10 protein-coding genes are annotated in these 12,106 nt (G+C 47.5%); 2 read left to right on the plus strand and 8 right to left on the minus strand.

The features are described from left to right. Positions 1-44: 44 nt before the first annotated feature. The 7 genes from argF to argC are packed head-to-tail and all read right to left on the minus strand — an operon-like array spanning position 45 to position 9,208. Positions 45-974 carry an ornithine carbamoyltransferase gene (gene argF / locus EXG77_RS13215; protein WP_035398816.1) on the minus strand — a complete coding sequence of 310 codons (930 nt, stop codon included), beginning with the start codon at positions 972-974 and terminating at the stop codon, positions 45-47. Next, positions 971-4,003: a carbamoyl-phosphate synthase (glutamine-hydrolyzing) large subunit gene (gene carB, locus EXG77_RS13220; RefSeq protein ID WP_035398817.1), complete on the minus strand. Its 3,033-nt coding sequence runs from the start codon at positions 4,001-4,003 to the stop codon at positions 971-973. The genes argF and carB overlap by 4 nt, the downstream gene beginning before the upstream one ends. Next, on the minus strand, positions 3,993-5,051 hold the full coding sequence (locus tag EXG77_RS13225; protein ID WP_035398818.1) for a carbamoyl phosphate synthase small subunit: 1,059 nt from the start codon (positions 5,049-5,051) through the stop codon (positions 3,993-3,995). The genes carB and EXG77_RS13225 overlap by 11 nt, the downstream gene beginning before the upstream one ends. Beyond that, positions 5,048-6,193, minus strand: a complete 1,146-nt coding sequence (locus tag EXG77_RS13230; protein ID WP_035398820.1) for an acetylornithine transaminase — start codon at positions 6,191-6,193, stop codon at positions 5,048-5,050. The genes EXG77_RS13225 and EXG77_RS13230 overlap by 4 nt, the downstream gene beginning before the upstream one ends. Further along, entirely contained in the window at positions 6,159-6,932 is a 774-nt protein-coding gene (argB, locus tag EXG77_RS13235) for an acetylglutamate kinase (RefSeq protein WP_023467220.1), read from the minus strand. The genes EXG77_RS13230 and argB overlap by 35 nt, the downstream gene beginning before the upstream one ends. Then, positions 6,929-8,146, minus strand: a complete 1,218-nt coding sequence (argJ, locus tag EXG77_RS13240; protein ID WP_035398822.1) for a bifunctional glutamate N-acetyltransferase/amino-acid acetyltransferase ArgJ — start codon at positions 8,144-8,146, stop codon at positions 6,929-6,931. The genes argB and argJ overlap by 4 nt, the downstream gene beginning before the upstream one ends. A gap of 30 nt (positions 8,147-8,176) precedes the next feature. Next, a complete protein-coding gene (argC, locus tag EXG77_RS13245; protein ID WP_023467217.1) occupies positions 8,177-9,208 on the minus strand; it encodes an N-acetyl-gamma-glutamyl-phosphate reductase in 1,032 nt (343 codons plus the stop codon). Between the two features lie 507 nt (positions 9,209-9,715). Here argC and nhaC point away from each other — a divergent pair. Together nhaC and EXG77_RS13255 are read left to right on the plus strand one after the other, a co-directional pair. Beyond that, the gene (gene nhaC, locus EXG77_RS13250; protein WP_023467215.1) at positions 9,716-11,092 is read left to right on the plus strand and encodes a Na+/H+ antiporter NhaC; all 1,377 of its coding nucleotides are present in this window, start codon (positions 9,716-9,718) and stop codon (positions 11,090-11,092) included. Between the two features lie 259 nt (positions 11,093-11,351). Then, on the plus strand, positions 11,352-11,561 hold the full coding sequence (locus tag EXG77_RS13255) for a DUF3006 domain-containing protein (RefSeq protein WP_023467214.1): 210 nt from the start codon (positions 11,352-11,354) through the stop codon (positions 11,559-11,561). 91 nt (positions 11,562-11,652) lie between these two features. Here EXG77_RS13255 and EXG77_RS13260 read toward each other — a convergent pair whose 3' ends face one another. Beyond that, on the minus strand, positions 11,653-12,105 hold the full coding sequence (locus EXG77_RS13260) for a hypothetical protein (protein WP_023467213.1): 453 nt from the start codon (positions 12,103-12,105) through the stop codon (positions 11,653-11,655). Position 12,106: the final 1 nt, after the last annotated feature.

Genomic DNA, 12,106 nt, shown 5'->3' on the forward strand with positions numbered 1-12,106 from the left:
ACTAAAAGACTCGGTCGCCAAATTGGTGACCGAGTCTTTTAGGGTTATCCAAGTAATGTGACGAGCAACGCTTTTTGTGCGTGGAGGCGATTCTCAGCTTGATCGAAGATGACCGATTGCTTGCCATCGATGACGTCCGCCGTGACTTCCTCCCCGCGATGCGCCGGAAGGCAATGCAAGAAAATAGCTTCATCATTTGCTTGATTCATGATATTGGCATTAACCTGATATCCTTCAAATGCTTGCAGACGCATCGTCGCTTCTTCTTCTTGTCCCATACTCGCGAAGACATCCGTATATACGACGTCTGCACCACTCGCTGCTTCCTCAGGATCCGTCATGACGATGATGTTTCCACCCGTTTCCTTCGCAATGACTTGTGCCTCATGAACGATTTGTGGATCAGGAGCATACGCCTCCGGCGCACAGATGCGAACTTCCATTCCACTGAGCGCTCCACCAATCATCAGCGAATGGGCCATGTTATTTCCGTCCCCGATATATGTCAAAATCTTTCCAGATCGTGTTCCAAATGTCTCTTCGATTATCAGCAAGTCAGCAAGGACTTGGCACGGATGGTGTAGATCCGTCAATCCATTGATGATTGGAATCGTACCGTGTGCCGCAAGTGTGTCGACGATCTCATGACCGAACGTCCGAATCATCAGGGCATCGACGTAACGGCTCATGACTTGAATCGTATCTGAGAGCGGCTCCCCCCGCCCGATTTGCATATCTGCTCCACTTAGCACGATCGGATGTCCACCGAGTTCGACGACACCCACCTCAAACGATAGACGTGTTCGCGTCGATGCCTTTTCAAACAATAAGGCCACTTTTTTATGGCTTAATGCGTTTTGGTAGACACTCGGCTGATGCTTGATGTCTTTCGCGAGTGCCAATAGCTCCGTCAGTGCTTCCGGCGTCAGTTCCGTCATCGTCAAGAAATGCTTTAGTTGTTGCATCGTCTTCATTTTACTTCCTCCTTGATCGGCTCTGTCCATGTATGAAGTGGCTTCACAGCATAAGGGGACTTTTCTATCGCTTGTAGATGATAATGCGCTAATTCAGGTTCTGTCAGGACTTGTACCCCGGCAGCAAGCGCTGCTTCGCGACTCGCTTTTTCTTCTGTCACGTGCGAATAGAAAATCGCACATTGTGCCCAGTCAATCGTTTCATCTAATGCTACACCCGTTCTGAAAGCCTCTGTATCTGCTCCAGCAACGATGATGTCTCTCGTCGTCAAATGTCGTTTTGTCGTCTCGTCGAAAATGAAACGTTCCAGCGCCAGTCCGTCTGTCGTCCATTGCAGCGTTTCACCTGTCGAACGCATGACGGGACCTGTTTTCGGATCGACGCCTTGTAGTTTCAACGTTGAAAAAACAGGGGTCTTGACGGCATGGAAATCCAGTTGTGTCTGTTCCGTTGGTAGTGCGACCGCTTGACCGACCGCTGCTTGGACTGCCCACTGCAAGATCGGTTGACCGGTTACTTTAGCGACGATTGGTAACGTGCGGGAGGCACGTGGATTGATTTCTAGCACGTAGACTTGATCGTCATGCAAGACGAATTGGATATTGTACGCTCCTTTATAATCCATTCGTTGCCCGATCATCTGTGCAAATCGCTCGATTTCGCTCTGAACGGTAGCGCTGAGCGATACAGGTGGCAGAATCATCGTTGAATCTCCAGAGTGAACCCCTGCCCGTTCCAATTGCTCCATCAAAATCGGAACGTACGTCGTTGTGCCGTCCGTAATACAGTCGACTTCGATTTCCTTTCCTTGGAGGTAGGCATCCACGAGGACAGGGAATGCCAATTCAGACACGATCGTCTCTAATTGCTCTTGATCGTGGATGATATGCATTCCCTTACCTCCGATGACATAGGAAGGACGAATCATAACCGGATAACCGATCGTTGTTGCAACTTCTGTCATTTGTTCATGCGTCGCCACTTCTTGTCCTGGAATACGATCGATACCGATATCATCTAAAAATTGATAGAACCGCTCACGGTCTTCCATTTGGTCAATGACATCTGCCGTCGTTCCGAGAAGATGATAACCGGCGTTCTCCAAACCAGACGCCAGCGCAATTCCCGTTTGTCCTCCGAACTGGACTAGGACGTCTTGGCAATCCTCTGCTTCTAGCACATGCATGACGTCTTCAAGTGTCAACGGCTCGACATACAGGCGATCTGCGACTTCGAAGTCGGTCGAGACGGTCTCTGGGTTATTGTTAATCATGATCGTTTCATAACCGGATGCTTGCAATGCACGTACCGCGTGAACGGAGCAATAATCAAATTCGATTCCTTGACCGATTCGAATGGGTCCCGCACCGATGACAGCAACTTTCTTTTTCGTCGATGCTGTGACTTCCGTTTGACCACTCCAGTTTCCGTAGAAATAAGGTGTCGCACTCTTGAACTCTCCTGCACATGTATCAATCATATGATAGACAGGGAGGATGCCTTTTTCTTTACGTAAGTGCTCGATCTCTACAGCACTAACACCTGTCAGAAGCGCAATTTGTTCGTCCGTGAAGCCCATCATTTTGGTTTGCTTTAGAGAACTTTCATTCGATACATCGATGTTTTGTTGCTGATCGACAAGGCGTTGAAGTACTTTGACGAATAAAGCTTGTACTTTCGTCTGTTCGACGAGTGATTCGACGGTCGTCTCCTTGCGATCGAGTAGCGCGAGCATCGCAAGCAAGCGACGATCCGTCGGCGCCATCACTTCCTTCCACAACGCATCCGATTCCGCTGTTTTCATCCATGTCGGATAAAGAGGCGATTGCTCGACTCCTGCACCGCGCCACGCCTTTTGTAACGCTTCTTCTAACGTCTTCCCCATCGCCATGCTCTCACCCGTCGCCTTCATTTGTGTTCCAAGCGTCCGGTTACTGCCAGTAAATAGATCGAACGGGAAACACGGCACTTTTGCCGTAATATAATCCATCGTCGGTTCAAAACTTGCCATCGTTTCTTTCGTGACAGGATTGATGCAATCGTCGAGTCGCTCACCGAGCGCAAGACGTGTCGCTAATTTTGCGATCGGATATCCCGTCGCCTTGGAAGCAAGTGCCGAAGAACGACTGACACGCGGATTGACTTCAATGACGAAATAGCGTTCTTCCGTCGGATGGATTGCGAATTGAATGTTGCATCCACCGATGACACCGAGATGCGATACGATTTTACGCGCTTCCGTACGCAATTGTTGATTCATTCGATCCGAAATCGACTGAATCGGTGCAAAGACGACCGAGTCTCCAGTGTGGACACCGACAGGATCGATGTTTTCCATGTTACAGACGATGATCGTCGTATCTGCGCTATCACGCATGACTTCATATTCGACTTCTTTATAGCCAGCGATACTCACTTCAACCAAACACTGTGAAATCGGACTTGCTTGTAGACCGTTCTGCGCCAACAGACGTGCCTCGTCCTTCGTTACTGCGATTCCGCCGCCCGTTCCACCGAGCGTAAAGGCTGGTCGGATGACGAGTGGTACCCCGTGTACTGCCATGAATTCCTCAAGCTCTGCTAACGATTCGATCGTTTGACTTTCCGGGAGCGGTTGCGCGAGTTCGATCATCTTTTGCTTGAATCGTTCACGATCTTCTCCGTCTCGGATCGTCTCAAGCGAAGTCCCTAGAAGTTCGACACCGTATTGTTCAAGTACGCCTGCTTCTTCGAGTGACATCGCAAGATTGAGTGCCGTTTGACCGCCGACCGTCGCTAGGAGATGGGATGGTCGATCTTGTTCGATGATGGCTGTTGCTTTTTCAAGAGTCATCGCCTCAATATAGACATGATCTGCCGTGCTCGGATCCGTCATGATAGTAGCCGGATTCGAATTCATTAAGATGACCTCGCATCCCGCTTCTCGAAGCGCCTGACAGGCTTGTGTGCCGGAATAATCAAATTCTGCTGCTTGCCCGATGACGATCGGACCCGAACCGATGACGAGTACTTTCTGTTTATCCCACATATGCTACCTCCTGATGTAATACGCTATTTACGAATTGATCGAAGACGACCATCGCCTCTGTCGGTCCTGGACTCGCTTCTGGGTGAAATTGGACTGTCATGATCGGTAGTACCGGATGAATCAATCCTTCAACGGATCCATCATTGATGTGTTCGTACGCAAGTTCCATCTCAGACGCTTCGATACTTTTTACATCAACGGCATAACCATGATTTTGAGACGTCATGAACACTTGTCCGGATGCTAGATGACGTACAGGATGATTCGCTCCTCGGTGTCCGTGATGTTGTTTTAATAAGGTACAGCCGAAGGCATGAGCGAGAACCTGATGTCCCATACAAATACCAAGTGTCGGATAGCTCGTCGCCAGTTCACGGATTCCTGAAAGGAACGGGTCTAATTGTGTTGGATCACCAGGTCCGTTGGAAAACAGTAGACCATTTGGAGCCAGCGCTTGAATCCGTTCCGGTGTCGTATCATATGGCACGACCGTTACACGCATATGGCGTTCAAGCAAAGCATCGATCATCGATTGTTTCACACCGTAATCGATACAGACGATGTGCCCCTGTTCGACTTCCGGTACGTATTCGATGTTTGAAGTCGTTGATACGGAAGCGATGTATGCTGTGTCGATTGACGCAGCGACAGTCATATCTACTTGCATCATGTCACCGAATTGATCGCCTTCCGTCCGTAATAGATGCACAAGAGAACGCGTATCGACTCCCGACAAAATCGGCACATTTGCTTCACCCAACCAACTCGCGAGCGATGTTCCTTCCCCGTCCTCAGCCAAAGTTTGGACGATGACACCAGCGACTTGAATCTGGTTGCTTTCTGACGCTTCCGCTTGAATACCGTATTGACCGATCAACGGGTATGTGAAGACAAGAATTTGTCCTTGATAAGATGGATCCGTCAAGACTTCCTGATATCCTGTCATTCCTGTAAAAAAGACGACCTCTCCTTTGACTGGAGCTGTTCCTTGCCACGAACCGGTAAACGTCGTTCCGTTCGCAAGCGTTAATTTTCCGGATTGTTTCATACGATGACCTCCTGTTGACAAACAAGTTGTATTTTTTCGATGGCGTGCATGAGTTCCTGTTCTGTCACGAATAATGATGGCAACAAGCGAATGACATGAGGACCAGCCGAGACGACGAGAAGACCATTCTCACGCAAAGCGTCAATCAGCGGTGCAACAGGCATCACACACTCGATACCAATCATCAAGCCACGTCCGCGAACAGAGCGAACGATGGATTTAGGTAGCTTTTGCTCTAATTGCTGTCTCAAAAATTCGCCTTTTCTTTGAACTTCTGCCATGACAGTGTCATTTAACAAAAGGTCAAGTGTGGCTTCCGCAGCTGTCATCGCGAGTGGATTTCCACCAAAGGTCGAACCATGCGATCCAGGTGTAAATACTTCTGCCGCTTCTGCCGTCGCGAGTAGCGCACCGACCGCGAGTCCACTCCCAAGTCCTTTCGCAAGAGTGATGATATCCGGTACGAGTGGTGTCTGCTCAAACGCAAAACGAGAGCCCGTCCGACCGATGCCAGTCTGTACTTCGTCGACGATGATTTTGACATCGTATTGTTGCGCCTTCTTCATCAACGCTTCGAGCCACGCATCGTCGGCGACGACGACTCCGCCCTCTCCTTGAATGATTTCGAGCCATACGGCAGCTGTTTGCTCCGTAATCGCTGATAAGCTCTCCATCTCGTTAAACGATAGATGTTTGAAGCCATTCACCATCTCCCCGTATCCCGCTTTGATTTTCTCCTGTCCTGTTGCGCCCATCATCGCAAATGTCCGTCCGTGGAAAGATTGTTTAAACGTGACGACTTCCGTTTTCCCTGTCCATTTTCGAACGAGTTTGTACGCCGCCTCGTTTGCTTCCGCACCACTGTTACAAAAGAAGGCATGACTGAGATGACTGTTTTCCGTCAGTCGCTCGGCGACCCGCTCTTGTGCCGCGATTTGAAACAGATTCGACGTATGCCAAATTTGATTCAATTGTTCCTCTAGCCGTTGCTGAATATAAGGATGACGGTGTCCTGTGTTGCATACAGCGATTCCCATGATGAAATCCAGATACGTCTTGCCTGTCGCATCTTCTACGATCGACCCTTGTCCTTTGACCAATTCCACATCAGTACGTTGATAAGTGGGTAGTAGTGCACTCATGTAATTCCTCCTTGATTCGTGTCCCTGCAGCTAACGCATTTTTCCCAGACCGAATGACGACCTCTGGAATACCATGCTGAGTGGCCTGCATCATCGCTTCGACCTTCGGAATCATTCCCCCGTAGATTTCTCCCGACGCTATCGCAGCTTCGATGGCTGCAGACGTGATTTCTGATTGATAGTCACCGTTTACTTTTACACCCTCAACATCCGTCAACAATTCAAATCGGTCGACAGACCAAGCCTTCGCGACAGCAATCGCACACGCGTCCCCGTTACTGTTCAATACACCTTGTTCCCCTGTGACAAGGGATGTGACGACAGGCACATAACCATTCGTACTCAACACCGTGAATAATCGTGGATGAATGTGCGTGATCTGACCGACTGCCCCGAGTCCTTTGATCGTTTTACCATGGACGCTTGCGCCGTCTAACCCGCTCATCCCGACGGCAGGAATCCCCGCTTGATTCAACTGCTGGACGATACCGGATTGGACTTCCCCTGCTAAGATTCGTCGCGCCCCGAGTAAGACACCATCCGTCGTTACACGGACACCGTTTCGAAACACGGGTTTGATTCCCTCTTGTTCACAGTAACTCGATAGAAGAGGACCACCTCCATGGACGATCAATAATTCGTTACCGGTTTCGACCCACGCTTTCCATTCCTCGAAATACCGCGCATCCAGTTGCTCCCACACACTACCACCTAGTTTGATGACTTTTCGTTTCGTCATGTCCGGTAACTCGCATTGATTTTGACGTAATCGTACGTCAGGTCACAGCCGTAAGCGTGTCCTTGTCCTACTCCATCATGCAAATCGATATGAATATGGACATCCTGCTTTGCCAGTTCCTGCGATGCAACTGCTTCATCGAATAAGACAGGCATGCTCTGTTGCAACACCCACTGCGAACCAATTTTGATGTCAACGTTTGATACATCGAGTGGCTCCTTAATACTTCCGACAGCAGCGATGATTCGTCCCCAGTTCGCATCTTCCCCAAAGATGGCTGTTTTGACGAGAGACGATCCGACGACTTGTTTGGCGATCATTCGTGCTACTTCATCGGTTTGTGTTCCCGCTACCGTCACCTCAATCAACTTCGTCGCGCCTTCCCCGTCCCGCGCAATCTGTTTCGCTAAATCTTGGCAAACCGTTTCGATCGCCTGTTCGAATGCCAACGCTTCGTCCGTGCCTTCAACGATCGTTGCGCCCCCTGCAGCTCCGCTCGCTAAAATCATGACCATGTCATTTGTCGAACTGTCTCCATCTACGGTAATGCAGTTGAACGTCCGATGAATCGTCCGACGCAACACCGTCTGTAAGACATCCGGTTCAATCGTTGCATCGGTCGTCAAGAAACCAAGCATCGTCGCCATGTTCGGATGAATCATCCCTGATCCTTTCGCCACGCCACATACTGAAATTTGGACATCCCCTTGCATGTATTGTTGACCAGCTGTTTTCGTACCAGTATCGGTCGTCAGGATCGCATGAGCAAAATCATCCGCGGCATCCTTGTCATTTGTAGGCATCAGCTGTGGAATACCTGCCAGTAACGTATCAATGGCTAACGGTTGACCGATGATCCCTGTTGAAGCAATCGCGACTTGTTCTGGAGCAACATTTAAACTTTTCGCCATCGCTTGTTGCGACATATACGCATGGGATAACCCTAGTTCCCCTGTACACGCATTCGCGTTCCCGCTGTTAACGAGGACGGCATGAATACGACCTTGTGACGCCTGAATCGCTTGTTTCGTCACGGTGATTGGTGCTGCTTGCACCTGATTCGTCGTATAGACAGCTGCAGCGCTTGCTCCTACTTCACACCAGATCAGACCTAAATCCTTCCGCTTTCGTTTCAGACCCACATGTATTCCCGATGCTTGAAATCCCTTCGGTGTCGTGATCGTCAATGGGGTCTTTACTTGTACTTGCCACACAGGCGTTCCTCCTCTTTCTTTTTCTCTTGATTAAATGTAGATCGGCTGTTGCGTTAAACCGGATGTCTCATCAAAACCAGCTAGAATGTTGGCATTTTGAACGGCTTGTCCGGCAGCTCCTTTTTGCATGTTATCGATGACTGAAACGATGGTCACTCGCCCTGTCCGATCATCCTTATAAACGGTCAAATCACAGTGATTACTCCCGACGACGGATTTGATTTCCGGATCAGCCTGTTGGATTCGGACGAATGGTTCCGTTGCATACTGGTCCGTCAACCAAGATCGCCACTCCGTTTCCGATAAATCGATCAACGGCTGAACCGTCATAATCGCCATGATGCCTCGATTGATCGGTAGTAGTTGGGTCGAGAACGTAATCGGATGCGATGATCCGGTCCATTCGAAAAGCGCCTGCTCAATTTCCGGGATGTGCTGATGCTGATTCACTTTATACAAGCGAACGTTTTCGCTTGAATGGACATGATGCGTTTGTGCCGTCAACGTTTTCCCTGCTCCCGTCAGACCAGAAGAAGCCTGAATGATGATTTGAGATGGATCGATTTTTTTCTCTTTTAAGAATGGTGTTAGTCCAAGCAAAACTGCTGTCGCGTAACAGCCTGGATTCGCAATCCATTTGCTCGCAGTAACAGCTTGACGATTCCATTCTGGTAATCCATAAGTTGCTCTTTGTTGCAACTGGGCATCAATGGGTTCCTTGTCATACCACATTGCATATGCTTCAGCTGGAAGTCTCAAATCGCCACTTAAATCAATGACGTAACCGGACCAGTTTTGAAGTTGTTCTAAGTAATGCTTTGAAATCCCACTCGGTGTCGCTAAGAACACCATGTCCGTATCGGTTTCCATCAAATGATCCACCGAAAAGGAAGATAACGAGGAATATGTTTTTTTATTCATAAATGGGAATACGTCATGCATGGATTCCCCCGCCATCGAGTCACTCATCAAGCATATGATCTCAAATGAAGGATGTGATTCTAGTAGGCGAATCAGTTCAATTCCGGTGTATCCTGTTGCTCCGATGATGGTACATTTCATATCAGTACGCTCCCCTTCAAAGAATGTTATATCGATTTAAACATATGTATATTTATACTGTCAATTGAATTTTTATTAGTTTTTATACAAAAAAAGAAGCGTTGAAGCGATTGTCTTCTATAAGACAGTCCCTTCAACGCTTCTTTTACACGCATCTACTTAACGCTTTTCCGCACGTTGCGCTACGAGATGATCAATCCCAAATACGCCTGCACCCATGATCGCGACGACTACTACAAAAATCAATGTAAACATATGTATCCTCCTCATCGTTCACAAAAATGTCATTTGATACTTCTTATTGTGCAAGATTTGAACAAAAAAAGAAAGCGTTTACGACAAAAAATCGTCACATTTCTATTTTTTTATATTTTTTATCGACACTCTTATGGTTGACGTCCTCCATAATATTCGTTAGTATTACGTTTGTTCAATGCTTTTGTGCATAAAAGCGTGTTAGCAACAGAGCGTTATCATACTCTCATATTCATATAAGGAGGTGGAAGCATGCGCATGTCATTCCGTGAATCCGCAGCTATCCTAGGAATCAGTATCATCATCTTATTGTCCGCGTTATTCGGTGCTAAAGCCGAACCGCATCTTGCCATCTTGTCTAGTCTTATTTTCGTCTCAGGATATGCCGTTTACCGCGGTTTTAAGTTCGAGGACGTCGAACACCATATGATTCAAGGTATTCGTGAAGCGATTAAACCGATCTTGATCATGTTGCTCGTTGGTATGACAATCGCGGTCTGGATGATGAGTGGCGCAGTGCCGACCCTTCTCCATTTCGGGTTATCGACCCTTTCAGCGACTTGGTTCGCACCGAGCGCTCTTCTGATTGCGATGGTCGTCTCGACCTTTACAGGTAGTTCGTTTACAACGATCGGTACGGTCGGTGTTGCCTTGATGGGTATCGCAATCGCACTGGGCGTCAATCCTGCACTTGCAGCAGGCGCCATCATCAGTGGAGCTTGTTTCGGAGATAAGATGTCACCTTTATCAGATACGACGAATTTCGCGCCCGGAATCGTCAATGTGTCTGTGTTCGATCATATTCGTTTCATGATGGGAACGACGATTCCCGCTATCACGATCACATTCATCTTATTCTTCATTTTCGGACGTAGTAGTGGAAATGTTGATTCATCCGTTGTTCAAACGACACAGCAGGAGTTAGCTCGTTTGTTCGACTTGTCACCTTGGACGTTGCTTTCACCGTTGCTCGTCATGGTGTTAGCATTACGTAAGATGCCCGTCATCCCAACACTTGTTGCTGGTGTTTTAAGTGGATTGTTGTTAACAGGTCTTGTACAAGGAAACTGGAATATCTCGAACTGGATGGCAGTCATTCAGAACGGATTAAAACTAGAATCTTCTAGTGAGACGGTTACATCCATCATTAGTAAAGGTGGATTGCAATCGATGATGTGGTCCGTTTCACTCGTCATGCTCGCGCTCGCTTTCGGTGGCGTCTTGCGTGGTATCGGTGTCATCGATGTCGTCATTGAACGAACGGTTTCCCGATTGAAGCGCGATGGCAGCATCATTTCATCGGTTGCCTTATCATCGATCGGTGTTAACTTCATGGCTGGAGAGCAATACTTGTCCATCTTGCTTCCGGGTCAAGCATTCAAGAAAATCTTTGAAGAGCGTCAGATTGATCCGCGTTTCCTTTCTCGTTCACTCGAAGATGGAGGAACACTCGTCAACCCACTCATTCCGTGGGGAGTTTCTGGAGCATTCTTTGCTTCTACTCTTGGTGTCCCGGTAACTGAATACATCCCGTTCGCATTCTTTTTACTCCTTTCACCATTGTTTACGTTTTTACTCGCATTTCTTCGTCCAACGAAAATCGAAACAAAACAATCTCTCGCTTCTTGAGTCTATTTCATATTAAAGATCCGATATGTCCTATCGGGTCTTTTTTTCTTACCAGTATCTCCTTTATTTCCTGTTAAATACGTCAGATTTAAGACGAAAACGGCTTGGAATCACGTTTTTTTAAAGAATCATGTGTAAAGATGAAATGAACTGGGAATATACCAAACATAAGATTAAAAATTACAAAGAATGATAGAGAGAGAGTACGTTCCTGATCGACCAAGGGATGACTTCGATGTAATTTGTGGGAGGAGTTAATATGATCAAACGTGGTACGCTGGAGCGACTTGACGGCAAATATGCTGTCCTGCTATGGGAAAATGGTTCAAGTTTCATTCCACGACGTTATTTACCACCTGAAGCAAGGTTAGGCGATACGATTATTTTTGACGGTACAACCTATACGTTAGATGTCAGTAATTCATCACCCTCTTCCTTTCAAACATTTTCGTTTCGGCAAATGGGTTGATGATCGATAAAAAGCCATTCAGTACCATGAATTGACTATAGAGAAGGAGTTTCTCTCATCAGTCTTTCATGAAATGAATGGCTTTTTCGCTTTATCTACGCACATATAGGGAGTGACCATGACACGATGGGCAGGAAAAGTGATCGATATCGGATATTTCGATTCGCTCTAGTATCGTCTGATCATGTGGGCATTCGTAAAGTGGTTGAACGACATCTAGTTGTAAAAATAGGGCACACCAAAACCGATTCGAAAATCGGTGACAAGTCGGACAGTGGTATAAATCCAATTGATACGGTACCCAACCATCCGCTAATTCCTCCTGATAAAGCTGATAGTGCTGAATTAATCGAAATCGATTCCAGTCGTCTACATACGTTCGCTGTAAAATCGGTTCATGCATCGACGGAACGAACCAAAGCGGGAGACCTGTCATGAACGCTTCGACCCCTTGCGTCAAGACAGCAGGAAATGTCGGCCAACCATCTAGTTGACCGAGTTGGAATGTTTGTTGAAAGGAGCAGTTGTGGCATAGGAGTTCCATT

The sequence above is a fragment of the Exiguobacterium sp. OS-77 genome, assembly GCF_000414195.2.
Classification (GTDB): domain Bacteria; phylum Bacillota; class Bacilli; order Exiguobacteriales; family Exiguobacteriaceae; genus Exiguobacterium_A; species Exiguobacterium_A indicum.

Bases quoted from the DNA above. Each gene is read 5' to 3' on its own strand.
- argF (WP_035398816.1), bottom strand. From the start codon at position 974: ATGAAGACGATGCAACAACTAAAGCATTTCTTGACGATGACGGAACTG.
- carB (WP_035398817.1), bottom strand. From the start codon at position 4,003: ATGTGGGATAAACAGAAAGTACTCGTCATCGGTTCGGGTCCGATCGTC.
- EXG77_RS13225 (WP_035398818.1), bottom strand. From the start codon at position 5,051: ATGAAACAATCCGGAAAATTAACGCTTGCGAACGGAACGACGTTTACC.
- EXG77_RS13230 (WP_035398820.1), bottom strand. From the start codon at position 6,193: ATGAGTGCACTACTACCCACTTATCAACGTACTGATGTGGAATTGGTC.
- argB (WP_023467220.1), bottom strand. From the start codon at position 6,932: ATGACGAAACGAAAAGTCATCAAACTAGGTGGTAGTGTGTGGGAGCAA.
- argC (WP_023467217.1), bottom strand. From the start codon at position 9,208: ATGAAATGTACCATCATCGGAGCAACAGGATACACCGGAATTGAACTG.
- nhaC (WP_023467215.1), top strand. From the start codon at position 9,716: ATGCGCATGTCATTCCGTGAATCCGCAGCTATCCTAGGAATCAGTATC.
- EXG77_RS13255 (WP_023467214.1), top strand. From the start codon at position 11,352: ATGATCAAACGTGGTACGCTGGAGCGACTTGACGGCAAATATGCTGTC.
- EXG77_RS13260 (WP_023467213.1), bottom strand. From the start codon at position 12,105: ATGGAACTCCTATGCCACAACTGCTCCTTTCAACAAACATTCCAACTC.